Source organism: Hydrogenophaga sp. OTU3427 (assembly GCF_038440225.1).
Taxonomy (GTDB): Bacteria; Pseudomonadota; Gammaproteobacteria; order Burkholderiales; family Burkholderiaceae_C; genus Hydrogenophaga.
In genome coordinates this window covers 1-24,534 of the sequence record NZ_JASATI010000032.1, presented here as the reverse complement: position 1 = coordinate 24,534, position 24,534 = coordinate 1, and the positions used below count along the sequence as shown (strand labels likewise).

Below are 24,534 nucleotides of genomic sequence, written 5' to 3'. Positions count from 1 at the left end.
GCTCTGACCCGGGCGCTGTCCGTCCCGGGACGGACAGCCGCGCGGCGCCACGGCACAATGGGCGCATGACCGATCGTCCCTCCCCCGACGGCCGTCCCGACGAGCCCGTTTCCGACGCCGCCTCGGCCGCTGCCGCATTGACCTACCCCTGTGGCGAGCCACCGGCCCCCGGCGAGGTGCGCGAGGTGGCGCCCGGCGTCTTGTGGCTGCGCATGCCGCTGCCCTTCACGCTCAACCACATCAACCTGTGGGCCCTGGCCGACGAGGACGAACAAGGCCCGGGCTGGGCCATCGTCGACACCGGCACCAAAACCCCCGAAACCCTGGCGGCCTGGCGGCAGCTGATCGCGCCCGACGGGCCGCTGGCCGCCACGCCCCAGGGCGCGCGCATCACCCGCGTGATGTGCACCCACATGCACCCCGACCACGTGGGCATGGCCGGCTGGCTGACACGCAAGTTCCAGTGCCGGCTGTGGATGACCCGCCTCGAGTACCTGACCTGCCGGACCCTGGTGGCCGACACCGGCCGCGAGGCGCCCGAGGAGGCCATCCGCTTCTACCGTCAGACCGGCTGGAGCGAAGAGGCGCTGGACGTCTACCGCACCCGTTTCGGTGGCTACAGCAAATACATGCACGCCATGCCCGACGGCTTTCGCCGCCTGAGCGAAGGCGAGACCCTGCGCATCGGCGCCCACGACTGGCGCGTGGTCGTCGGCCGTGGCCACTCGCCCGAGCACGCGTGTTTCGTCTGCGAGGACCTGGGCGTGATGATCTCGGGCGATCAGGTGCTGCCCCGCATCTCGTCCAACGTCAGCGTGTTCCCCACCGAGCCCGACGCCAACCCGCTGGGCGAATGGATAGAAAGCATCGCCCGGCTGCGCGCCACGCTGAGCGATGGGCTGCTGGTGCTGCCCGCGCACGGCGAGCCCTTCCGTGGCCTGCACGCGCGGCTGGACCGTCTGGCCCATGGGCACGACCGTGGCCTGGAGCGCCTGCGCCGCAGCCTGGCCGAGTCGCCCAAGCGGGCCATCGATGTCTTTGGCGCCCTGTTCGCCCGTCCCATCGGCAGCACCGGCGACCTGCTGGGCATGGCCACGGGCGAGAGCCTGGCCCACCTCAACGGCCTGCTCGCGCTGGGCGAGGCGGTGTGCGAGACCGATGCCGACGGCGTGCGCTGGTACCGCCTGCGCGCCGCCGTGTAAGGCGTCCCCGCAGGCGTGCCCTGGCCGGCAATGGTTTGCAATTCGTCGGAAAGATTGCAAAAGCACTGTTAATTTTTTGGGCGCGCCTCTAAAATTCGCGAACCAAAATAAAAAGGTCAGGGAGTTGTCATGAACCACACACAGTGCCATGGTCCGGGGGCGCACGCCCCATCGGCGGCCACATCCTTCTTTGAATTGAGCACGTGAACCTGCGGGAGTGTTCACATGTTCGACCAACCTCTTCATGGGGTGACGGGGTCGTGGCTGCAGCGCGCGCGTTGGTGGTTCCACGTTGACCCTGTCTCGCCAGGCTGGGCACCTGCCCGCCGCCCGCCCGCCGATGCCCTGACGGCGTCGGCACCACCCACGGGTGCCACCGCCGCCACCCCGGCGACCCCCCGGTTCGCGATCCGCCAGCGCCTGGCGCGCCGTCTGGTGCTGCTCATCGTGCTCGCCAGCTCCTGCATCACGCTGCTCATCACCGGTGTGCAGTTGGCGATGGAGTACCGGCACCTGCGAAGCTCCATCGACCACAGCTTCGACCGCATCGAGCCCTTTGTGCCTGGCATCACCAAACAGCTGTGGGAGCTCAACGTCGAGCATCTGCAGCTCAGCGCCCAGGCCTTGGGCAGCCAGTCCAACCTCAAGCGCATCCGCGTGCGCGACCACGCGGGCGTGGTGCTGGCCGAGGCCGCCGAGGGGCAGGCCAGCCACAACATGCTGCGCCGCGTGTTCGACCTGCGCCACGAGGTGCAGGGCGCGAACCGCTCCATCGGCACGCTGGAGGTGTACGCCAGCCTGGACGATGTCTACGACAAGCTGCTGCACGACGCCGTGGTGATGCTGCTGAGCAACTTCCTCAAGACCTTGCTGATGGTGGTCATCATGCTGGCCGTCCTGCAGAAGTACGTGGCCTCGCGCCTGGGCGTGGTGGTCCGCAACATCGGCGGCATGGTGAAGGACAGGTGGCCCGAGGCCCAAAGCCGGGGCGCGATCAAGCCGGTGTTCGACGACGAGGTCGACATGCTGGACCACGTGGCGAAATTCGCCCACGATGAAATCCAGTCGCTGGTGGCGCAGCTGCGCTCGCTCAACGATGCCCTGCAAGGGCAGCTGGCCGATCAGCAGAACCACTTGCGCACGATGTCCATGCTGGAGGAGGTCGTGGTCGAGCTGGACGCCCGGCGCCACATCGTCAAGGCGTCTGACGGTTGGCAGCGGTTCTTGCCCGGCGTGGGCGACATCCTGGGCAAGGACATCGCATCCCTGCTGCTGCGCGAGGAGGACACCGCGCGCCTGCTGGACATCGTGCGCAGCTTCGATGGTGGTGAAGAAGGCGTGCAGACGCTGCGTTTCCTCTTCAGCGACAACGTGCGCCAGCACGCCTGGATCGAATTCCGCGTGCTGCCTCGCCACGACCTGCTGGGCCAGGTGGTGGGGTATGTGGGCGTCCTGCAGGATGTCACCAAGAACCAGGACTTCGACATCACCATCGCGCACATGGCGTTGCACGATCCGTTGACCTCGCTGCCCAACCGCTCGCTGCTGGGCGATCGCCTCAAGATCGCGCTCAAGTCCTGCCGGAACAAGCAGCAGCGGCTGGCGCTGGTGTCGGTGGACATCGACAACTTCAAGAGCGTCAACGACGCCCATGGGCACAAGGCCGGCGACAAACTGCTGATCGAGTTCAGCAAGCGCCTCAAGGCCCATGCACATGGCGACGAAACCGTGGCCCGCTGGGGCGGCGACGAGTTCACACTGCTGCTGCCCCACGTTGCCTCCACCACCGACCTGGCGGCCCGGGTGGAAAACCTGCACCAGTGCCTCAAGCGCGACTATGGGCTGATGGACGAGCACATCACGCTGACCACCAGCGTGGGCGTGGCGCTGTACCCCGACGATGGCGCCACGCCGGACGATCTGATGCTGGCGGCCGAGCAGGCCAAGGGCGTGGCCAAATCACAGGGCCGCAACCAGATCATGTGGGCCGAGGAGCTGCGTGGCCGCCAGGAGCAGCGCCACCACGCGCGGGTGCGCCAGCGCCTGATGAAGGCGGTGGAGCGGGGCGACATCGAAGCCTGGATGCAGCCCATCGTGCGCAGCGGCACGCGCGAATGCGACATGGTCGAGGTGCTCGCCCGCTGGCACGACGAGGAGCTGGGGTGGGTCAGCCCCGCGGTCTTCATCCCCCTGGCCGAGGAGGCCGGCCTGATCCATGAGCTGGGGCACTCGATCTGGGAGCAGGCGGTCGCCCAACTGGGGCGGTGGCGGGCCCGTGGCATGGACATCAAGGCCTCGATCAATGTCTCGAGCCGGCAGCTCTACCGCCAGGACTTCACCGCGCAGCTGCTGGCCTCGCTGGCGGTCCACGGCGTGCCGCCGGCGGCCCTGGTGCTGGAGATCACCGAAAGCGTGGCCTTGCTGGACGTGGACGACGCGTCCCAGCGGCTGGCCGAACTCAGCCAGGCCGGCTTCCAGTTGGCGCTGGACGACTTCGGCACCGGCTATGCGTCCTTGTCCCAACTGCACGACATGCCACTGCGCGAGTTGAAGATCGACATCTCCTTCGTGCGCCGCATCCACACGCCCATCGGCGCCTCGATGATCGACACCATCATCAAGATCGCCGAGGTCATGGGGCTGGACACCATCGCCGAAGGGGTGGAGTCGTGTGACATCGCGGACGCCTTGGAGCGGCTGGGCGTCACCCGCCTGCAGGGCTATTGTTTTGGTCGGCCGATGGCGGCCGCGGATTTCGAGCGTTGGTACGCCGAGCACCGCCCGCTTCAGGCCGCGGCACCGTCAGCTTGATCAGGGTGAGGGGCATGCCATGACAGAACACGACAACCTGGGCGGGTGCCGTCCGAGCGGCGGTGGGTTCCGAGCCTGGGCGCCGCGGTGGCTCACGGGCTGGCTGCTGGTGCTGGCCGGTGGGCTGGCGCAGGCACAGATGCCGGCGCCGGTGGCGCCGCGTCCCACCTTGCGCATCGTCGGGCTGGAGGTGCCGCCGCTGATCACGGCCGGCCCCGCGGGTGTGCAGGGCCTGGTGGTGGAGATCGTCACCGCCGCCGTGCGGCAGGCCGGCTACGAGCCGCGCATCGACATCATGCCCTGGGCGCGTGCCTACGCCGAGGTGCGTGACCAGCGTGTCGATGCCCTCATTCCCACCATCCGCTCACCCCAGCGCGAAGCGGAACTGGCCTTTGGCGACCAACCCATTTTTGTCTCGGAGCAAAGCCTGTTCTTCCGCAACGACGCGGCGGTGCGCTGGCGTGGCGACGTCACCGCCATCCACGGGCTGGACCTCATCAAGCTGGCCGGTGCGCTGACCGCCGCCCAACTGGACCAGGCCATCGCCAACCGGCAGGTGACGGTGCACGAGGCCGCCAACTACGCGCTGGTGATGCGTATGCTGGCGGGTGGGCGCGGGCAGGTGGCGATGGCGCCCAAGCTCATCGGCCAGCACGCGCTGCGGGTCACGGGCAACAGCCACCTGATCCAGGCGGCGGAACCGCCGCTGGCCTACCAGCCCTTCTACCTCGCGTTCAACCAGGCCCCGCACCTGGCGCCCGCGCGCCAGGCGCTGGACCAGGCCCTGGCCCGCATGTGGGCCGATGGCACGGTGCAGCGGATCGTGGCGTCCCACAAGCCCTGAAGCCGTGGGCTGGCATCAGTCCTGCCGCGCCAGCAGCAGCATGTCGTCCCGGTAGCCGCGCAGCGCCTTGGCTGCCGCTTCGCGCTGAACGGGGCTGGTGCTGTTGTGCAGGGCCGCGAACTGGGCGCAGCCCTCGCGTATCCATTGGCGCGACAGCGCGCGGTAGTCGGCCTGGGGTGATTCGACGCTGCGCCCCATCACCGCCTGCACCAGCGCCTGGGCCTGCGCGGGCGCCGCACGCACGCTGCCGACGGTGGCCAGGATGTCCGCCTGTCGGCGTTCGCGTTCGGCCAGCACACGCCGGGCATCGAAGTTGCCGCGCCCCATCTGCTCGCGCAGTTGGCGGCGCTGTTCCGTGTCGAGCCGGCCGTAGAACATCTCCATGCGCTCGGTCATGCGCTTGACCCGCAGGTCCAGGCCCTGCCGCGGCGCATCGATGTACTCGTCCTGGAACTTCTGGTTGTCCTTGGCGTATTGCCGCTTCAGGTGCGTCAACTGGTCTGGCGACAAGGTCTGTGCCAGCGCCGCCAGCGGCGCCACGCTGCGCGGCAGGGTTTCCAGCAGCAGGCCGCGCGCCAGCTCAAACTGTTCGCAGGCTTGGTCGGGGCCGATGTCGCGCAGCGCCAGCGCCTCCCAGCTGCGCAGCAGCTCGGCGTAACGCGGCAGGGCCTGGCGGCGGTGCCATTGGTGGAGCTGATCGAGGTCGGCGCGCACCTGCACGCTCTGGGCGTCCTGCAGGTCCACCAGCCCGTCCAGCCACCAGTAGGCCAGGCCGCTCGCGCGGTTGTAACCCAGCGTGGCCATGCTGCAGGCCTGCAGCAGCAGGGTCAGCACCAGCGCGCCGATAATCCGAAGCGACAAGCCCGGCGCACCGGTTCGGGCGGCATCGATTGGAGTGTTCATGAGCCAGCGTGTGGATGTGGTGGTGATGGCGGCCGGCAAGGGCACGCGCATGAAAAGCGCCTTGCCCAAAGTGTTGCACCGTTTGGGCGGGCGCGCGCTGGCCGTGCACGTGCTCGACTGTGCCGCGCGGTTATCGGCGCGCCAGGCGGTGGTCATCACCGGCCACGGCGCCGACCAGGTGGAGCCCGCACTGGCCCAGGCCGTGCCCGATCTGCCGCTGCGCTTTGTGCGCCAGGAGCCGCAGCTCGGCACCGGGCACGCGGTGTTGCAGGCCGTGCCGCTGCTGGCCGATGACGGCGTCACCCTGGTGCTGTCGGGCGACGTGCCGCTGACCCAGCCCGACACCCTGAGTGCCCTGCTGGACACCTGTGATGGCCAGCACCTGGCCCTGCTGACGCTGGACATGCCCGACCCGACCGGTTACGGCCGCATCGTGCGCAACGCGGGGGGTGATGTCACCGCCATCGTCGAACACAAGGACGCCAGCGAAGCCCAGCGCGCCATCGGCGAGATCTACAGCGGCATCATGGCCGTGCCCACGCGCCTGCTGCGCGGCTGGCTGGCGCGCCTGGACAACAAGAATGCCCAGGGCGAGTACTACCTGACCGACGTGGTGAAGTTTGCCGTGGCCGACGGCCGAGGCGTCAAGGCCCACCGCATCGACGACGCCGTGCAGGTGGCCGGCGTCAACAGCCCGGCGCAGCTGGCCGAGCTGGAGCGCGCCTTCCAGCGCCGGCTGGCCGACCGCTTCATGTCGGACGGCGTGCGCCTGGCCGATCCGGCGCGTTTCGACGTGCGCGGCGAGCTGGTCTGTGGCGGCGACGTGGAGATCGACGTCAACTGCGTGTTCGAAGGCCGGGTGGTGCTGGGCGAGCGCGTGCGCATCGGCGCCCACTGCGTGATCGCCAACGCGGTGATCGAGGCCGGCGCCGTGATCCACCCCTTCACCCACATCGACGGCGAGAAGGCCGGCGTCACCGTGGGGCCGGGTGCGCTGGTGGGGCCGTTTGCGCGGCTGCGCCCCGGCGCGCGGCTGGGGGCCGAGGTGCACATCGGCAACTTCGTGGAAGTGAAAAACAGCAGCCTGGCCGCCGGCGCCAAGGCCAACCACCTGGCCTACCTGGGCGACGCAACCGTGGGCGAACGCGTCAACTTTGGCGCCGGCAGCATCACCGCCAACTACGACGGCGCCCACAAACACCGCACCGTGATCGAGGCCGACGTCCACGTGGGCAGCAACTGCGTGCTGGTGGCGCCGGTCACGCTGGGCGCTGGCGGCACCGTGGGCGGCGGCTCCACCATCACCAAGGACACGCCCCCCGGCGCCCTGAGCGTGGCGCGCGGCAAGCAGGTCAGCATCGCCAACTGGCAACGCCCTACGAAGAAGGCCGGCTGATTTTTTGTTTGCGTCTCCGGCGCGTGGTCCGGTGGCGCCTTGTGACCCCGCCGGGGACACCGTGGGCCCGGCTCGGCCGGCCCGCAGGTGTCGCCCCCTGGGGGCGCGAAGCGGCGCGGGGGGTTATTTGCCCCTGGCCAGCCAGACAATGCCCGACAGCACCACGGCGCCGCCCAGCAGCTGGACGGGCGCCAGGGTCTGGCCCAGGATCAGCCAGCCCAGCAGCAGCGATGCCACGGGCTCGATGTTCATCACCGGTGCGTTCTCGGCCATGTTCAGGCGCGGCAAGCTCAGAAACAACACGCTGAAGGCGACGCCGTAGAGCAGCATCAGGCAGACCAGGCCCAGCCAACCCGGCGTGCCCTGCGGCCAGCTCATGCCGCCGGGCACCAGGCCCGCCGCACCGGCCAGTGCCATGCTGCTGAACACGATGGCCATGGTCATGAAGCTGCGCACGGGGCCACGCAAGGCCTTGAGCTTGTGGTCGGTGAGCCACAGGGCGAACGCGAACACGGTGGCGGCCACCATGGCAAAACCCACGCCGGCCCACCAGCGGGGATCGCTGCCATCCACCCCGGCCAGGCGGGTGGGCAGGTCCAGAACCAGCACCAGGCCCACCAGGCACACGGCCATGATGGCGGCGGTGCGCTTGCTGGGTGGTGGCCCGCCCAGTACCCAGGTGATGAGCGCGAGCAGGATGGGAAAGGTGTTGCCGATCAGCAGCGCCAGCGCCACCGGGATGCGCGCCACGGCCGAATACAGGCAGAGGCTTTGCACGGCGATCAGAAGGCCCAGCAGCAGTTGCCAGCGCGCGGTGCCGGGCGGCAGCCGCAGCGATTCGCGCTGCCACCACACCAGGCCGGCCAGGACCAGCAGGGTGGCGCCCGAACGGCACAGGATGGCCAGCAGCAGACCGGCGCCGTGGTCGAAGGCGAAACGCGCGGCGACGTGGTTGGCGGCGAAGGCGCAGGCCACGCCCATGATGATGGCGATGGCGACGTGGCGGGGAAACAGGGCGGGCATGCGGAAGACTCAGTGGGGGGATCGGTTCAGTGGCAGGCTGGGCGCGAACTTGGCCCGCTTGACGCTGAAGAAGGCCTTGACGTTGCGCACGTTGGCGTCGGCGGTGAACAGCCGCTGGGTCAGCGCCAAGTAGGCCGGCATGTCGGCGCAGTGCAGCACCAGCATGAAATCGGGGCCTGGGCTCACGCGGTAACACTGCTGCACGGCGTCATCGGCCACCACGCGGGCCTCGAAGCGGTCCAGCGCCTCGCTGCTCTGCTGGTCCAGGCTGATCTCGACCAGGGCGGTCAGGCCATGGCCCAGGACGGGGGCCAGGCGGTCGGGGTTGAGCAGGGCGATGTCGCGCTCGATCACCCCCAGCTCGCGCAGGCGCTTGATGCGGCGCAGGCTGGTGGGCGGCGACACCTTGGCCAGCTCAGCCAAAGCATTGTTGCAGCGCGAAGCGTCCCGCTGCAGCAGGTCCAGCAGGCGCAGGTCGGTGTCGTCAAGGTCCAATGATTCCATAAACTCTATTTAAATGGAATAAAAATACACCAACCTATGATAATGAAATAAACCATCAAAAACAAGTAAAAATAGTTAAATAATTTCCTTTTGACTTGCCTAACATCTGGGCACTTCGAACACCGGCAAGGCTTTCAACATGTGTGGCATCGTCGGCGCGGTCTCCGCGCACAACATCGTTCCGGTCCTCGTGCAAGGCCTGCAACGCCTCGAATACCGGGGCTACGACTCCTGCGGCGTGGCCGTGCACACGGGCGGTGGTCTGCAGCGCAGCCGCAGCACCGCGCGCGTGGCCGAACTGCAGGCCCAGGTGGCACGTGAGGCCCTGGCCGCCGGCACCGGCATCGCCCACACCCGCTGGGCCACCCATGGCGCACCGGTGGTGCACAACGCCCATCCCCACTTCAGCCACGGCCCCGGCGACGCCGAGGCCCGCCCCGCCCGAGTGGCCCTGGTGCACAACGGCATCATCGAAAACCACGAGGCCTTGCGCGCCGAGCTGCAGGCCAAGGGCTACGTGTTCACCAGCCAGACCGACACCGAGGTCATCGCCCACTTGGTGGATGCGCTTTACGACGGTGACTTGGCGCAGGCGGTGTTGGCCGCCGTGGCGCGGCTGCACGGCGCCTACGCGGTGGCCGTGTTTCACAAGGACGAACCGCAGCGCGTGGTGGGCGCCCGTGCCGGTTCGCCGCTGGTGCTGGGCGTGGGGGCCGACGGTTCACACTACCTGGCCAGCGACGCCATGGCCCTGGTCGGCGTGACCGACCAGATCGTCTACCTGGAAGAAGGCGACGTTGCCGACCTGCAGCTGGGCCGCCACTGGATCACCAACATGCAGGGCCGTCCCTACACGCCCGAGCAGCGCCCGGTGAAGACCGTGCGCGCCCACAGCGGCGCGGCCGAGCTGGGCCCATACCGGCACTACATGCAGAAGGAAATCTTCGAGCAGCCGCGCGCCATCGCCGACACGCTCCAGGGCGTGGCCGGCATCGCCCCCGAGCTGTTCGACGGCATCGGTCCCGACGGGCAGCCGGGCGAAGCCGCCTGGCGGGTGTTCAAGGACATCGACCGCGTGCTCATCCTGGCCTGCGGCACCAGCTACTACAGCGGCTGCGTGGCCAAGTACTGGCTCGAAGGCATAGCCGGCGTGCCCACCCAGGTGGAGGTGGCCAGCGAATACCGCTACCGCACCAGCGTGCCCGAGCCGCGCACCCTGGTCGTCACCATCAGCCAGAGCGGCGAGACCGCCGACACCCTGGCCGCCCTGCGCCACGCACAAAGCCTGGGCCTCACGCAGACGCTGACCGTGTGCAACGTGGCCACCAGCGCCATGGTGCGCGAGTGCAAGCTGGCCTACATCACCCGCGCCGGGGTCGAGATCGGTGTGGCCAGCACCAAGGCCTTCACCACCCAGCTCGCCGGGCTGTTCCTGCTGACCCTGGCGCTGGCCCAGGCCAAGGGCCGCCTCACCGAGGCACAGGAGGCCGAGCACCTGCGCGCCATGCGCCACCTGCCCGTGGCCCTGCAGGCCGTGCTGGCGCTGGAGCCGCAGCTGGTGGGCTGGGCCGAACAGTTCGCGCGCAAGGAGAACGCGCTGTTCCTGGGCCGTGGCCTGCACTATCCCATCGCCCTCGAAGGCGCGCTCAAGCTCAAGGAAATCAGCTACATCCACGCCGAGGCCTACCCCGCCGGTGAACTCAAACACGGCCCCCTGGCCCTGGTCACCAGTGAGATGCCCGTCGTCACCGTCGCCCCCAATGACACCCTGCTTGAAAAGCTCAAGAGCAACATGCAGGAAGTGCGCGCGCGCGGCGGTGTGTTGTACGTTCTGGCCGACGCCGACACCCACATCCAGAGCAGCGAAGGCCTGCACGTCATCCGCATGCCCGAACACTACGGCCAGCTCAGCCCCCTGCTGCACGTGGTGCCGCTGCAACTGCTGGCTTACCACACCGCGCTGGCGCGTGGAACGGACGTGGACAAGCCGAGGAACCTGGCGAAAAGCGTGACCGTGGAATGAGCTGGGCGTGATCGCTCAGGGCTGCCCACCCACCCTGACCAGAAACGCCACCAACTCGTCGAGCTCGGCGTTGTTGTCCGTGCCCGAGTAGGGCATGCGGTTGCCGGGCATCAGGGCTTGTGGGTTCTTGAGGAAGTCGCGCAGGCTGGCGGCGTCCCAGACCACGCTGCTGCGTTTCATCGGGCCGGAATAGCGAAAGCCTTCGACCGAACCCGCGCGCCGCTGGATCAGCTGGTGCAGGCTGGGGCCGTTGAGGTGTTCGCCGGCCTTGAAGCTGTGGCAGGCCACGCAGGTTTCGAAGGCTTTGGGCGCTGCCGCCACCTGGGCCTGCGCGGCCAGGGGCAGGCAGGCCAGGGCGGCCCAGTGTCCGAGGTGTTTCCACTTACGCATCGACCAGTTTCCCGGGTTTCTTGACATAGACGTTCTTGATGATGTCGGCCGCGAAGTAGGCGAGGGCGCCCACCGGACCGGTCGGGTTGTAGGCCGAGTTGTGCGGGAACAGCGATGCCCCCGTGATGAACAGGTTGTCCACGCCCCAGACCTGGCCGTATTTGTTGGTCACCGACGTGGCGGGGTTGGTGCCCATGATCGTGCCGCCGGTGTTGTGTGTGCTCTGGTAGGGCACGGAATTCCAGCTGTTGCGGGTGGTGGCCCGGATCAGCTTGGCGGGTTTCATCGACTCGGCCAGCTCGTTGATGACCTGGGCCGCGTGGGCCGAGGTCTTCTTCTCGTTGTCCTTGTATTCGAAGGTCATGCGCACCAGGGGCTGGCCGAAGCGGTTGGTGTAGGTGGGGTCGAGGTCGAGGAAGTTGCCCCGGTTGGGCATGACACTGCCGCTGGCGCCTATGCCCATGGCCCGCTCGTACCACTTGGCGGTTTCCGCCTTCCACTGGCTGCCCCAGGCCGGTGTGCCGGGGGGCAGCGGGCGGTACTGGATGGGGCGGCCGCCGAACATGCCGGCGCCGATGGTGGAGCCGCCGATGAAGCCGTGGGGCGCTCGGTCGAAGTCCCAGTTGGCGAAGAAGTCGTCGATGGTCATGCCGATGCCACCGGTGGCGAAGTAGGGGTGGAACAGCTTGTCCTCGAAGAACAGCGTCGCGCCCGCGCCCGTCTGGTAGCAGTAGTTCTTGCCCAGCAGGCCCTTGCCGGTCTGCGGGTTGTAGATCTCGCCGATGCCCGAGACCATCATCAGGTGCACGTTGTTGATGGCGTAGGCACACAGCACCACCACGCTGGCCGGCTGGAAGTATTCCTCGCCCGTCACGATGTGGGTGTAGACCACGCCGGTGGCCTTGCGGCCCGAGGCGTCGCGCAGCACCTTGGTCACCCAGGCGTGGGTGCGCAGCTCGAAGGTCGGCTGCTTCTGCGCGGCCGGCAGCACCGTCATGTGGGCGCCGCCCTTGGCGTTGGCCTCGCAGCCAAATCGCTCGCAGTGGCCGCAGTACTGGCATTCGCCGAACTTGGCGCCGTCGGGGTTGGTGTAGGCGCGCGAGGCGTTGGCGGTCGGGCGCGGAAAGGCGTTGTAGCCCTTGGCCGTGGCGGCGGCTTCGAACAGTTCCCCGGCCAGGCTTTTCTCCAGCGGCGGCAGGGGGTACTCGTCGGATCGGGGGGCCTCGTGCAGGTTGCCCGTCTTGTCCTTGCGGCCGCGGATGTTGCCGGCCTTGCCGGAGATGCCCGCGACTTTTTCGAACTTGTCGTAATAGGGCTCAAGCTCCTCGTAGCTCACGCCCCAGTCCTGGATGCCCATGTCCTCTGGGATGAATTTCTTGCCGTACTTTTCCTCGTACATGCTGCGGATCTTGAGGTCCGTGTTGTTCCAGCGCCAGGTGTGACCGTTCCAGTGCGTGCTGGCACCGCCCACCCCCGTGCCCATGAGGTAAGAGCCCAGCCGGCGGTAGGGCAGGGCGGTTTCGGTGGCGTGGTTGCGTATGGTCTCGGTCTGGTCGTTGGGGTCGACCATCATGCTGTGCCGTTGCGCCAGGGCCAGTTCGTCGCGCATGCGCGGCACGGTGAAATCATCGGCCGGGTTGCGTGGACCGCCACGTTCGAGGCAGACGACCCGCAGGCCGGCCTCCGAGAGTTCCTTGCCCAGAATGCCGCCGGTCCAGCCAGCGCCCACGAGCACCACATCGACTTCCTTGAGGTTTTTCATGTTGTGTCCTTGTGGCGGTGCTCAGCTCATGTCGGCGATGCTGGTCGGCTCGACCTGGTAGGGCCGGTTCTTGAAGCGGACGATGTTCTGCCGGTTGTTGGTGGACACGCCGGGGTAGCCGATCATCTTCCAGCCCATCTTGTTGCGGTTGCCGCCGTAGACCGGGTCGGAGAACATGCCTTCGACGAACAGCTGGTAGAGGTGGGCGAAGTAGGTGTTGGCGGGCACCTCGTTGGGCAGCGTGATGCGGTTGGCCTGCAGGCCCTGCAGCACCGCGTCCTTGTCGGCGGGGCTCAGGCTTTCGAAAGCTTTCCCGTATTGCTTGGCGCAGTAAAGGACCAGGCCTTCGGTGCCCGCGCGGAACAGCTGCGCCGGCGTCAGGCCCAGCTGGTAACCCTGGTTGGCCGTGCCCTTGATGAACGGGCCCTTGAGGTAGAGGCGGGCGCCCTGGCCCCACTCGCCCGCGAGCGCCTGGTCAAAGTAGATGTGCAGGCCCATGTCCATGCCGTTGGGGCTGTGGCTGTCGGCCGGGCACATGTGGTTGACCAGCGCCTCCACAAAACCCTGTTCGGAGGGCAGCAGCCAGCGGTAGCCCACGGGGGCCGGTGCGGCGGAAGCGGTTGCCGCCACCTGTGCCTGCGCGCCTTGTGGCACGGCCAGCGCGGCGGCCGATGCGGCACCGGCGGCGGAACGAAGCAAGAAGGTGCGGCGCCGGTTGTCCTGCGGGGGGCGGTCCATGCGTGTGTCTCCAGGTGTTGTCGTGGGGCTCGGATCGACTGTATGTCGTTCCTTATTCGAGCTCCACGATTCCGCATTTGGGAACACCCAAAGCGCCTGGGCCACACCCCCTCGCGGGGTCGCCGAGGAGCCGTTCCTGGGTCAGCCCTGGCCGGTGCCGCGTGCGGCGGCGGCCGCGCGCAGTTTGTCTTTTTTGCTCGGGCGTGTGCCCTTGATGCCGCCGTTGCCCGGGGCGGGTGGTGGGGGTGTTTCGGTGGGTTCGAAGCCGGGCAGCGTCTCCAGCGGCAGGCTCATGCCCTGGCGCTTCTGGATCAGTTGCCAGTGCGCCAGGCTGGCGGCGGTGACGAAGCTCACGGCCAGGCCTTCCACGCCCGCGCGCCCGGTGCGGCCGATGCGGTGCACGTGGTCCACGGCCGAGCGGGGCAGGTCGTAGTTGACCACCACCGGCATGGCCTCGATGTCGATGCCACGCGCGGCCAGGTCGGTGGTCACGACCACGTTCCAGCGGTGTTCCTTGAACTCCTCCAGCACCTCCTGCCGCGCGCCCTGGCTCAGGCCGCCGTGGAAGGGCGTGGCGTAGCAGTCGCCCCGGTTGAGCTTGCCCGCCACCGTGGTGGCGGCGTGCTGGGTGGCCACGAAGACCAGCACCCGTGGCCAGCCCTCGGTCTCGATCAGGTGGCGCAGCAGCTGGGTGCGGCGCGTGGTGTCGACCTGGATGGCGCGCTGCGTCACCAGCGGTGCGACGTTGTCGTCGGCCGGCACGTCGATGCGCTGCGGCAGGCGCAGCAGGCCGGCGGCCAGGGCCTGCACGGCGTCGGGGAAGGTGGCCGAGAAAAACAGGTTTTGCCGGGGTGTGGGCAGCAGGGCCAGCACACGCTGCAGCTCATCGGCGAAGCCCAGGTCCAGCAGGCGGTCGGCCTCGTCCAGCACCAGGGTCTGCACCCGGTCCAGCTTGAGCGCGTTGTGCTGCACCACGTCCAGCAGGCGGCCGGGCGTGGCCACCACCACGTCGGCGCCGCCACGCAGGGCCATCAGCTGCGGGTTGATGGAGACGCCGCCAAACAGCACCGCGACACGCGGGCGCTCGGGCGCCCGCTGCGCCATGTGCTGGGCCAGGCTGCGCACCACCTCGCCCACCTGGGCGGCCAGTTCGCGTGTGGGCACCAGCACCAACGCGCGCGTGCGCCGGGGCGATTGCGGGGGCAACTGAACGAAGGCCTGCAGCAGCGGCAGCACGTAGCTGGCTGTCTTGCCCGAACCGGTCTGGGCGGTGGCCAGCAGGTCGGCGCCGGTCAGCGCGGCCGGGATGGCCAGGGTCTGGATGGGGGTGGGCGCGACAAAGCCCAGCGCCTGCGCGGCGTGGGCCAGGGTGGGCGCGAGGCCCAGGGAGAGAAAAGGCATGGAATGGTCCGGGTAGCGCTGCAGTGTAGCGGCGCGCCCCGGACCACGGCCCGTGGGGCTTCAGGCCACCGCGCGGGCGGCGGCTTCGTTGGCCGCCGTGGCGGTGTGGGCCTTGATGTCCACCTGGGCGGCGCTCAGGGCCTGGGTGCGGGCGGCGTCGCCCATGGCCAGACCTTCGGCGCGCACGAAGCGCACGTCGGTGATGCCGAAGAAGCCGAACACCACCTGCAGGTAGCTTTCCTGGTGTTCCATCGCCCGGCCGCCTTCGCTGGTGGAGTAGGCGCCGCCACGGGTGGAGGCCACGATCACCGTCTTGCCGCCGGCCAGGCCCACGGGGCCCTTGTCGGTGTACTTGAAGGTGCGGCCGACCTGGGCCACGCGGTCGATCCAGGCCTTGAGCTGGCTGGGGACGGAGAAGTTGTAGAGCGGTGCGCCGACCACGATCACGTCGGCGGCGAGGAACTGGGACACCAGGGCCTCGGAGACCGCGTTCTCGCGTTGCTGCGCCTCGCTCAGGTCGGCGCCGGCCGGCAGGCGAAAGCCCAACGATTCGGCCGACAGGTGGGTGGGGGCGTCGACGGCCAGATCCAGGTACTCGACCTGGGTGCCGGGGTGGCTGGCCACCCACTGCGCCACGGTGTCGGCGGTCAGTTGACGGGAAACGGAGTTGGCGCCCAGCACGCTGGCGTCGATGTGAAGCAGTTTCATGGCGTGATCCTTGGTTGGTGCTGCGAGGTGCAGCGATGGATCAATTGTGGCGATGGATGCAATTTTCGATAAGTCGGTCAAAATGCAATACATCGTTCCATCAGTAGGACAGTTAACTAAATACAAACCCTGGGAACAGCGCGATGCAGGACCTGAACGACCTGATGTATTTCGCCGAGGTGGTGGACCGCGGGGGCTTTGCCGCCGCCGGCCGGGCGCTGGGCATCCCGAAGTCGCGGCTGTCGCGCCGGGTGGCCGAACTGGAGACGCGGCTGGGGGTGCGCCTGCTGCAGCGCAGCACCCGCAAGCTCTCGCTCACCGCCGTCGGCGAGCAGTACCACCGCCATTGCGTGGCCATGCGGGACAACGCGCTGGCCGCCGACGAGGCCGTGGCCCATGCGCAGACCGAACCGCGCGGCACCGTGCGGGTCGCCTGTCCGGTGACCCTGGCGCAAACCACGGTGGGCCCCATCCTGCCGCAGTTCCTGGCGCGCTATCCGCTGGTCACGGTGGACATGCAGGTGAGCAACCGCGCGGTCGACCTGATCGAGGAGGGTTTCGACGTCGCGTTGCGGGTGCGCCAGACCCTGGACGACAGCGGCAGCCTGGTGGTGAAGAATTTCGGCGCCACGCAGGCGCTGCTGGTGGCCGGGCCGGCGCAGCTGGCGCGCCAGGGCACGCCACGCAGCGTGGCCGACCTGCACGGCATGGACACGGTCGCCATGTCGGCCCCTGGGGGACGGGCCGTGTGGCATTTGCTGGGCCCCGATGGGGCCACCCATGTCCTGGAACACCGGCCGCGCTGTGTGGCCGACGATTTGCTGACCCTGTTGTGCGCGGCACGGGCCGGCACCGGTGTGGCGGTGCTGCCCGATTACATGTGCCTGCCCGACCTGCAGGCCGGCCGGTTGGTGCAGCTGCTGCCGGGCTGGGCGCCACGGCAGGGCATCTTTCATGCTGTGTTTCCGTCACGGCGTGGTCTGGTGCCGGCGGTGCGCAAGTTCCTCGACTTTCTGGGCGAGCACATCGAGCCGGGTGGCCGGCCCAAGGATTGACTTCTGTCCCTGAACCGGTGCTCAGCGGCCGCCGCGGCCGCTGTCGGCGCCGTGGCCGATGACGCCGCCGATGGCCGCACCGCCCAGGGTGCCCAGGGTGCTGCCGCCGGTCAGGATGGAGCCACCGATGGCGCCGACGCCGGCGCCGATGGCGGCGTTCTGCTGGCGGCGGGAGAGGTTGGAGCAGCCCGACAAGGTGGACAGCAGTGCAAGGGCCGTGATGGCGGTGATGAGGCGGAGGTGGTGTTTCATGGCGTGTGGGTGGTGAAGCCGGGGCGCCACAGACGGTGCAAGCCCCGTGTGCGGCGATTGTCACGGATGGGGGGCGTGCAACTGTGTGAATGTGTTTCTTGTGTAGACCTTTGTGTGCGCAATCTGTTCGGGTTGGACGTTTTTTACATTTGTGCCGCTGCGTTCACGCCGATGCCGCCGGTGGCATGATGGGTTGAACCCCAAAACGGGGGCGTGCCACCACGCCGAATCCACCATGGAGAGCCCCATGAACCGAACCTCGTTGGCGCAGCGCCTGACCCTGACCAGTGGCGCCCTGATCGCCTTGTTGCTGGTGGCCGCCGGCATCGTGTGGCTGATGATGGCGAGGTTGTCGGTCGCGGCCGACCGCATCAACTAGACCAACGTGCCCCAGCTCATGCTGATCGGTGAACTGGAGCTGAACGTGACCCGCACCGCCCTGCAACTGCGCCACGCCATCCTGGCGCGCAACGTCGAGGAACTGAGCACCGCGCTGACCGACGTGGCGGCCAAGAAGACGCTGCTGCGCGACCGGCTCGACAAGTTTGGCCAGGGCATGGTCGACGAGGACGGGCGCAAGGCCTTCGCGCCGCTGCCGGCCCTGATGGACGAATTCTGGAAGCAGGGCGAGGCCAACGCCGCCCTCATCGAGGCGGGCAAGAAGGACGAGGCCTTTGCCTTCCTGGTCGACAAGACCATCCCGGCGAGCAACCGCTTGCTCACGCCGCTGGGCACGGAGAAAAAGCGCCAGGGCGAGCGGCTGGCCCTGCGCATCGACGAGATCCAGAATCTGGCCGACATGAGCCGCAACACCGTGATCGCCGCGGTGCTGCTGGTGGCGCTGGGCCTGGTGGGCCTGTCCTTCTACCTGCGCCGTGTCACGCGCCAGCTGGGCGCCGATCCCGGTGAACTCAAGCGCGTGGCCGATGCCGTGGCCGGTGGCGACCTGGCGGTGTCCATGGCCCTGCGCCCGGGCGATACGGGCAGCACCTTGGCGGCCCTGGGCACCATGACTGCGCGCCTGGCCGCATCGGTGAGCGCCGTGCGCCAGGGCGCCGAGCGCGTGGCCAGCGCCAGCGCCGAGATCGCCTCGGGCAACGGCGACCTGTCCGGCCGCACCGAACAGCAGGCCAGCGCGCTGGAGCAGACGGCGGCGTCCATGGAGCAGTTGGCCACCACGGTCAACCAGAACGCGGAAAACGCCCGCGCCGCCAGCGGCCTGGCGCAGTCGGCGTCCAGCCTGGCCGTCCAGGGCGGCGAGGTGGTGGACCAGGTGGTCAGCACCATGCTGGCCATCTCGGACAGCAGCAAGCAGATCGCCGACATCATCGGCACCATCGACGGCATCGCCTTCCAGACCAACATCCTGGCGCTGAACGCGGCGGTGGAGGCCGCTCGCGCGGGTGAACAGGGCCGGGGTTTCGCGGTGGTGGCCGGCGAGGTGCGCAGCCTGGCCCAGCGCAGCGCCGAGGCGGCCAAGCAGATCAAGGGTCTGATCACGACCAGCGCCGACCGCGTGGCACAGGGCAACCGGCTGGTGGATCAGGCCGGTGGCACCATGGGCGAGATCGTGTCGGCCATCCGGCGCGTGACCACCCTCATGGAGGACATCAGCGCCGCCAGCGCCGAGCAAAGCGCCGGTGTGAGTCAGGTGGGTTCGGCGGTGACACAGATGGACCAGGCCACGCAGCGGAACGCGGCCCTGGTGGAGGAGATCGCGGCCGCGGCGGCCGGCCTGCAGTCTCAGGCGGCCGAACTGGTGCATGCGGTCTCGGTGTTCCGGCTGGACGCCTCCCATGGCGCCACGCCGGGCGCGCCGCCGCGCCGGGGCGCCCAGGCGGCGGCCTACGACGGCGTCACGTCCTTGCGGCTGTCGGCACCCGCCTGAGCGGTGCGCTCGGGCTCGGCTGGCATGTTGCGGAATGCGTTGGGGGTCATGCCCAGCCAGCGCTTGAACGAGCGGCCGAAGTTGGATTCGCTGGTGTAGCCCAGGCGGTAGGCGATTTCGCTCACCGACTGGCCGCCCTGGCGCAGTTGGCGCATGGCGCGCTGCTTGCGCACGTCTTCCAGCAGCCGCCGGTAGCTGCTGCCTTCTTTTTGCAGCCGGCGCACCAGCGTGCTGCGCGACATCCCCAGCTGCGCGGCCAGTTGCGCCTCGCCCGGCCAGTCGCCCTCGCTGTAGAGCAGGGTGTGGTGCAAGGTTTCACTCAGTGTGGCCACCTGTGACAAGCGTTTGACCTGCAGATCGCAGAGCTGCCAGGCGTCGCTGAAGAGCGAACGCGACGCTGTGTGGCAGGGCCTGTCCAGCAGGCTGGCGGGCAGCCAGAAGGCCATGCGGTTGGCGCCAAAGCGCACGGTGCCGGCCAGCGCGTGGTACGCATGGCGCCAGGGCGGCGGCTGCCAGGGCAGCTCCAGGTGCACGCTGTCGAGCGTGCTGCCCGAGAGTGCGGAGAAGATGCGGCTCAGCGTGCCCGCCAGGTGGTCCATGGTGAAGGCCTTGATGTCGCCCAGCGGGAAACGCGGGGCGCAGACCACCCAGGCGCCACGGTCCTCGAAACGCACCAGGTCCTCGGTGACACCGGTGCGCAGGTTGCTGAAATGGTTGAACGCCAGCAGTGCATCGCGCAGGTGGGCGCTGGACGCCATCAGCAGCCCCAGGCTGCCGTGGTCCGAGAGCTGGGTGGAGCGGCCTTGCTCCAGCGCCAGCGTCGGGCGCCCGATGGCCGCCTGGCAGGCCAGGATCACCAGCCGCCCTTCGTCGAAGGAGAGAAAGCTCTCGCGGCCCTGCAGCTCGGCCCAGGCCATGCCGGTGCGGCGCAGCAAGGTGGCCGGGTCATGCCCTTCGTCGCTGGCCCGCTGGCAGAGCTTGCGCAGGTAGGCCGGGTGAAAACAGGCGCGTTTCACGGCGAGCCACCGGTGTCCTGCCACGCGGCCGTGGCCGCGCAGGTATTCAATTTGCTCCAGGAGGCCTGGAATTTATGGACACACCATGGCATTTGATATTCATTTTGACGCAAATTGTTTGTCTATTTGTCGCCCTGCTTGTAACGTATGAAGCAAACAACAGCGCTGATGCCCAAAAGGCGCACACTGCGGCACATCGCCCGCCGGGGAGCGTCGACCCACATGCAACGCCCATGAACACACAAACCACGGCCGCCCCGCAAGCCAGTGCGGGTGAGTACCTCAGTTTCCGCCTGGGGCGCGAGGAATACGGCATTCCCATCCTCACCGTGCAGGAAATCCGCGGCTACCAGGAACCGACACGCATCGCCAATTCACCGCCGTTCATGAAAGGCGTGGTCAACCTGCGCGGTGTCATCGTGCCCATCGTGGACCTGCGCATCAAGTTCGCGCAGGAGCCCAGCTACAACGAGATCACCGCCACCATCGTGCTCAACATCGGCAAGCGCGTGATCGGCATCGTGGTCGACTCGGTGTCGGACGTCATCGCCCTGACGGCCGAGCAGATCAAGCCGCCGCCCCAGCTGGCCAGCGGCATCGACACCGCCTATGTGACCGGCATCGCCACGCTGACGCAGGGCGATGTGCAGCGCATGCTGATCCTGGTCGACATCGAACGCCTGATGTCCAGCGATGAACTGGGTTTGCTGGAAGCCGTTGCCACCTGATCCATGACCGCCGAAGCCGCCCCGCGGACCCCGTCCACCCTGGCCCGGCAGCGCCAATGGGCAGCGGGCGTCTGCCTGGGCTCGGTGTTGCTGCTGGTGCTGGTGTTGATGATGCCGCCGGTGCCCCTGTTCGTCTCCCGGCAGGGCGACCTGCTGTCGGTGCACCTGCTGCTGGAGCTGTTTTCGGTGGTGATCTCGATGATGGTGGTGTCCATGGCCTGGCACACCCTCAGCGGATCGGGCGCGGGCATGTCCAACGTGCTGGTGTTCGGCTTCACCGTGGTGGCCGGCGCCGACCTGCTGCATGCGCTGACGTACGCCGGCATGCCCTCGCTGATCACCGACAGCAGCACGCCCAAGGCGATCTTCTTCTGGCTGATGGGCCGCAGCTTCGAGGTGCTGGCGGTGTGGCTGGTGGCCCTGCAGGTGCGTTTGAGCGGTTCACGTGTGTTGTGGCTGACCTGGGGCCTGCTCGTCAACCTGGGGCTGTTCGTTTTCGGCACCTTTCTCCTGGAGGGCTTCCCCGCCACGTTTGTGCCCGGCATCGGCGTGACCCCGTTCAAGGCGGTGTTCGAGTACGTGCTGTGCGGCGCCAACCTGGCGGCGGCGGCGGTCCTGTTCGGGCTCGGTCAACGCCGCGCCGACACCCGTTTCCTGTGGCTGGGCGCGGCCGCCTTTGTCATGGGCGTGGGTGAACTGTGCTTCACCAGCTACGTCACGCCGTCGGACTTCCTCAATGTGGTTGGCCATGTGTTCAAGATCGCGGCCTTTGCCTTCATCTACCGTGCCACCTTCCTGGCCGGCGTGCACGAACCCTACCAGCGTCTGAGCGACGCCGAACAGCGCCTGCGGCGCCAGCAGACGGAGCTGGAGACCATGTTGCGCAACGTGCCGGTGGGCGTGTCGCGCCTGGATTCGCAACTGCACTACCGCTACGTGAACTCGTCGCAGGCTCACCACATCGGCCTGCCGGTGGACGAAATCGTCGGCCACCACATCGACGACGTGCTGTCGCCCGATCTGCAGGCGCTCGTGCGGCCCCATGTCCAGCGGGCCTTGAGCGGGCAACGCAGCGAGTTCGAGGTGAACACCGTCAACCGACAGGACCAGCCGGTCAGCGTCGCCACGCTCATGGTGCCCGACCGGGACGAGAACGGCCACATCGTCGGCGCCCTGTCCATCATCAGCGACACCTCCGAGCTCAAGCGCAGCAACCAGCGCCTGACCGAGTCGCTGCGTGAAGTGTCCGAACTCAAGGCAGCGCTGGACGCCCACGCGATCGTGGCGGTGACCGACGCGCGGGGCATCATCACGCGGGTCAACGACAAGTTCTGCGCCATCTCGCAGTACCCCCGCAGCGAACTGATCGGCAAGACCCACCGCATCATCAATTCGGGGCACCACCCGTCGGGCTTCTTCGGTGACCTCTGGCGCACCATTTCGCGCGGCCAGGTGTGGAATGGCGAAATCTGCAACCGGGCCAAGGACGGCTCCCTCTACTGGGTCTACACCACCATCGTGCCTTTTGTGGGTGCCGACGGCATACCGGTCCAGTACATCGCCATCCGCGCCGACATCACCGAGCGCAAGAAGGCCGAGGACGAGGCGCAGCGCATGGCCTTCTTTGACGCCCTCACCGGCCTGGCCAACCGCCGCCTGATGAACGAGCGCCTCAAGCTCGCCTTGCTGGCGTCGGCCCGCAGCGGGCAGTTCGGAGCGCTGGTGCTGATGGACCTGGACAATTTCAAGGAGGTCAACGACACCCTCGGGCACGACCAGGGCGACGAGCTGCTGCGCCAGGTGGCCCGGCGCATCGCGGGCTGTGTGCGCCAGACCGACACCGTCGCGCGCCTCGGCGGGGACGAATTCGTGCTGGTGCTCGGCGAGCTGGGCACCGAGTTGTCCGCCGCCACCGCCATGGCCGGCGACCTGGGTGACAAGGTCCGGCAGGCCTTGTCCGAGCGCTACCACTTCAACGGGCTCAGCGTGGACGCCACCTCCAGCGTCGGTCTGGTCATGTTCCGCGGCGACGACGAGCCGCTGGACGAGCTGCTCAAGCAGGCCGACATGGCGCTGTACCGTGCCAAGGCCGCCGGGCGCGACCGCCAGGTCTTTTTCGATCCGGCCTTGCAGGCCGAGGTCAATGCCCGCGCCCGCCTGCTGGCCGACCTGCGCCAGGCCATCGAGTCCCAGGGTCTGCGGGTGTTCTACCAGCCGGTGGTGGATGCCGATCGTGTGTGTGTTGGCGTCGAAGCCCTGGTGCGCTGGCCCCATCCGCAGCGCGGCATGGTGTCGCCGGCCCAGTTCATCCCGCTGGCCGAACAGACCGGACTGATCGAAGCCATCGGCCGTTGGGTGCTGGAGCAAGCTTGCCAACAGCTGGTGGCCTGGGCCGCTCACCCGCAGCGCTCGGGCTGGACGGTGGCGGTCAACGTCAGCGCGCGCGAATTCCGCCGCCTGGATTTTGTCGATCAGGTGCGCCGTGTGCTGGAGCGAACCGGGGCCGACCCGCACAAGCTGCGCCTGGAGCTGACCGAAAGCATGCTGCACAGCGACCTGGAGGAAACCGTCCAGAAAATGGTCGCCCTGCAGGTGCTGGGCGTGCGTTTCTCGCTCGACGATTTCGGCACCGGCTATTCGTCGCTGGGCTACCTCAAGCGTCTGCCGCTGGACCAGCTCAAGATCGACCAGAGTTTCGTGCGCGACGTGCTGGTCGATCCCAACGGCGCCGCGATCGCGCGCACCGTCCTGTCGCTGGCCCAGAGCCTGGACCTCGGCGTCGTGGCCGAAGGCGTCGAGACCCAGGCCCAGATGGACTTCCTCGTGGCCCATGGCTGCCCGGCCTTCCAGGGCTACCTGTTCAGCCGGCCGGTGCCGGTCGACGAACTGGCCGACCGCCCTCGTGCATCGTTCCCCACCCCGCCCGTTCTCACCCAGGAGCCATCATGAACCACCTCAAGATATCCACCCGGCTGCTGATCCTGATCGGCGTCCTCTCGGCTTTGCTGGTCGCCATCGGTGCGATAGGCCTGTTCGGCATGAGCACGACCAACGCCGCCTTCAACTCGGTGTACGTGGACCGCATGATCCCGGTGGGGCAACTGGCCGACGTGCAGCGCCTGGTGCTGCGCAACCGCATGGTCATCACCGAATCGCTGGTCGATTCGCGTCCCGAGAGCGTGGCCGACGACTTCAAGGCCATTGCCGCCAACGTCAAGGAGATCGACGGTGTGTGGGCCGCCTACATGGCCACCCGGCTCACCCCCGAGGAGGCGCAGTTGGCCAAGGCGTTCGAGGCGTCGCGCGTGCAGTTTCTGGACGGGGTGCTGCGGCCCATGCAGGAGGCCTTGCGCAAGCAGGACGTGGAGACCGCGAAGCGGCTGCACCAGGAGAAGATGGACACGCTGTACGACGCCGTGCGCAACAACATCTCGGCCTTGGTCAAGCTGCAGTTTGACGAAGGCAAAAAGGAGTTCAACGCGGCGGTGGAGCGCTACGAGACGATCCGGACGGCCTCCATCGCCGCCATCGTGCTGGGCATTGCGTTTGCGGTGGTCTTCGGCTGGATGCTGGTGCGTGGCATCTCGCGTGCCCTGGGTGAGGCCATCGACACCGCCAGCGCCGTGGCCGAGGGCAACCTCACGCGCAACATCACCACTTCCGGCAAGGACGAGGTGGCCCTGCTGCTCCAGGCCCTGTCCCACATGCAGGATGGTTTGCGCCGCGTGGTCGGCGCCGTGCGCCAGGGTTCGGAGGCCGTGTCCACCGCCAGCAGCGAGATCGCCGAAGGCAACCAGGACCTGAGCGCGCGCACCGAGGCCCAGGCCAGCGCGCTGGAGGAAACGGCCGCGTCGATGGAGGAACTCAGCTCCACCGTCAAGCAGAACGCG

21 protein-coding genes are annotated in these 24,534 nt (G+C 68.1%); 11 read left to right on the top strand and 10 right to left on the bottom strand.

Translation table 11 applies throughout. From position 1 onward, the window contains the following. Positions 1-65: 65 nt before the first annotated feature. From AAHB17_RS17110 to AAHB17_RS17100, 3 genes are all read left to right on the top strand, one after another. Entirely contained in the window at positions 66-1,202 is a 1,137-nt protein-coding gene (locus tag AAHB17_RS17110) for an MBL fold metallo-hydrolase (RefSeq protein ID WP_342131852.1), read from the top strand. Between the two features lie 225 nt (positions 1,203-1,427). Next, on the top strand, positions 1,428-4,013 hold the full coding sequence (locus tag AAHB17_RS17105) for a bifunctional diguanylate cyclase/phosphodiesterase (protein ID WP_342131851.1): 2,586 nt from the start codon (positions 1,428-1,430) through the stop codon (positions 4,011-4,013). 19 nt (positions 4,014-4,032) lie between these two features. After that, the gene (locus AAHB17_RS17100) at positions 4,033-4,857 is read left to right on the top strand and encodes a substrate-binding periplasmic protein (protein WP_342131850.1); all 825 of its coding nucleotides are present in this window, start codon (positions 4,033-4,035) and stop codon (positions 4,855-4,857) included. A 15-nt stretch (positions 4,858-4,872) separates the two neighbouring features. Here the strand turns inward: AAHB17_RS17100 and AAHB17_RS17095 are convergent, their stop codons facing one another. After that, positions 4,873-5,760, bottom strand: a complete 888-nt coding sequence (locus AAHB17_RS17095) for a DUF6279 family lipoprotein (protein ID WP_342131848.1) — start codon at positions 5,758-5,760, stop codon at positions 4,873-4,875. Between AAHB17_RS17095 and glmU the strand changes: the two genes are divergently transcribed. Then, positions 5,759-7,156 carry a bifunctional UDP-N-acetylglucosamine diphosphorylase/glucosamine-1-phosphate N-acetyltransferase GlmU gene (gene glmU / locus AAHB17_RS17090; protein ID WP_342131846.1) on the top strand — a complete coding sequence of 466 codons (1,398 nt, stop codon included), beginning with the start codon at positions 5,759-5,761 and terminating at the stop codon, positions 7,154-7,156. The genes AAHB17_RS17095 and glmU overlap by 2 nt on opposite strands. Positions 7,157-7,279: 123 nt before the next feature. On the opposite strand, the gene AAHB17_RS17085 is transcribed toward glmU, so the two are convergent. Together AAHB17_RS17085 and AAHB17_RS17080 are read right to left on the bottom strand one after the other, a co-directional pair. Continuing rightward, complete coding sequence (locus AAHB17_RS17085) at positions 7,280-8,179, bottom strand: EamA family transporter (protein ID WP_342131845.1); 900 nt, start codon at positions 8,177-8,179, stop codon at positions 7,280-7,282. Between the two features lie 9 nt (positions 8,180-8,188). Continuing rightward, positions 8,189-8,683 (bottom strand): Lrp/AsnC family transcriptional regulator, encoded by a 495-nt coding sequence (locus AAHB17_RS17080; protein ID WP_342131844.1) that lies wholly within the window; start codon positions 8,681-8,683, stop codon positions 8,189-8,191. Positions 8,684-8,822: 139 nt separating this feature from the next. Between AAHB17_RS17080 and glmS the strand changes: the two genes are divergently transcribed. Next, entirely contained in the window at positions 8,823-10,706 is a 1,884-nt protein-coding gene (gene glmS / locus AAHB17_RS17075) for a glutamine--fructose-6-phosphate transaminase (isomerizing) (protein WP_342131842.1), read from the top strand. Positions 10,707-10,721: 15 nt separating this feature from the next. Here the strand turns inward: glmS and AAHB17_RS17070 are convergent, their stop codons facing one another. The 5 genes from AAHB17_RS17070 to AAHB17_RS17050 form a co-directional block, all read right to left on the bottom strand. After that, positions 10,722-11,096 (bottom strand): c-type cytochrome, encoded by a 375-nt coding sequence (locus tag AAHB17_RS17070; protein WP_342131841.1) that lies wholly within the window; start codon positions 11,094-11,096, stop codon positions 10,722-10,724. Next, positions 11,089-12,858 (bottom strand): GMC family oxidoreductase, encoded by a 1,770-nt coding sequence (locus AAHB17_RS17065; protein WP_342131840.1) that lies wholly within the window; start codon positions 12,856-12,858, stop codon positions 11,089-11,091. Before AAHB17_RS17065 ends, AAHB17_RS17070 begins: the two co-directional genes overlap by 8 nt. Before the next feature lie 21 nt (positions 12,859-12,879). Beyond that, positions 12,880-13,596, bottom strand: a complete 717-nt coding sequence (locus AAHB17_RS17060) for a gluconate 2-dehydrogenase subunit 3 family protein (protein ID WP_342131839.1) — start codon at positions 13,594-13,596, stop codon at positions 12,880-12,882. Between the two features lie 141 nt (positions 13,597-13,737). Then, a complete protein-coding gene (locus AAHB17_RS17055) occupies positions 13,738-14,997 on the bottom strand; it encodes a DEAD/DEAH box helicase (protein ID WP_342131838.1) in 1,260 nt (419 codons plus the stop codon). 60 nt (positions 14,998-15,057) lie between these two features. Next, entirely contained in the window at positions 15,058-15,705 is a 648-nt protein-coding gene (locus tag AAHB17_RS17050) for an FMN-dependent NADH-azoreductase (RefSeq protein WP_342131837.1), read from the bottom strand. Between the two features lie 143 nt (positions 15,706-15,848). Here AAHB17_RS17050 and AAHB17_RS17045 point away from each other — a divergent pair, with 143 nt between their 5' ends. After that, entirely contained in the window at positions 15,849-16,760 is a 912-nt protein-coding gene (locus AAHB17_RS17045; protein WP_342131836.1) for a LysR family transcriptional regulator, read from the top strand. A gap of 21 nt (positions 16,761-16,781) precedes the next feature. On the opposite strand, the gene AAHB17_RS17040 is transcribed toward AAHB17_RS17045, so the two are convergent. Continuing rightward, a complete protein-coding gene (locus AAHB17_RS17040; protein WP_342131834.1) occupies positions 16,782-17,012 on the bottom strand; it encodes a glycine zipper 2TM domain-containing protein in 231 nt (76 codons plus the stop codon). 247 nt (positions 17,013-17,259) lie between these two features. Between AAHB17_RS17040 and AAHB17_RS17035 the strand changes: the two genes are divergently transcribed. Together AAHB17_RS17035 and AAHB17_RS17030 are read left to right on the top strand one after the other, a co-directional pair. Then, positions 17,260-17,391 carry a hypothetical protein gene (locus tag AAHB17_RS17035; protein WP_342131833.1) on the top strand — a complete coding sequence of 44 codons (132 nt, stop codon included), beginning with the start codon at positions 17,260-17,262 and terminating at the stop codon, positions 17,389-17,391. Between the two features lie 6 nt (positions 17,392-17,397). After that, entirely contained in the window at positions 17,398-18,900 is a 1,503-nt protein-coding gene (locus tag AAHB17_RS17030) for a methyl-accepting chemotaxis protein (RefSeq protein ID WP_342131832.1), read from the top strand. Here AAHB17_RS17030 and AAHB17_RS17025 read toward each other — a convergent pair. After that, positions 18,858-19,916: an AraC family transcriptional regulator gene (locus AAHB17_RS17025; RefSeq protein WP_342131830.1), complete on the bottom strand. Its 1,059-nt coding sequence runs from the start codon at positions 19,914-19,916 to the stop codon at positions 18,858-18,860. The genes AAHB17_RS17030 and AAHB17_RS17025 overlap by 43 nt on opposite strands. 233 nt (positions 19,917-20,149) lie before the next feature. Here AAHB17_RS17025 and AAHB17_RS17020 point away from each other — a divergent pair, with 233 nt between their 5' ends. The 3 genes from AAHB17_RS17020 to AAHB17_RS17010 all read left to right on the top strand — a co-directional run. Beyond that, positions 20,150-20,644 carry a chemotaxis protein CheW gene (locus AAHB17_RS17020; protein ID WP_342131828.1) on the top strand — a complete coding sequence of 165 codons (495 nt, stop codon included), beginning with the start codon at positions 20,150-20,152 and terminating at the stop codon, positions 20,642-20,644. A gap of 3 nt (positions 20,645-20,647) precedes the next feature. After that, the gene (locus AAHB17_RS17015) at positions 20,648-23,593 is read left to right on the top strand and encodes a bifunctional diguanylate cyclase/phosphodiesterase (protein WP_342131826.1); all 2,946 of its coding nucleotides are present in this window, start codon (positions 20,648-20,650) and stop codon (positions 23,591-23,593) included. Continuing rightward, positions 23,590-24,534, top strand: a 945-nt coding sequence (locus AAHB17_RS17010) for a Tar ligand binding domain-containing protein (protein WP_342131825.1), incomplete at its 3' end; no start/stop codon positions are given. The genes AAHB17_RS17015 and AAHB17_RS17010, both read left to right, overlap by 4 nt.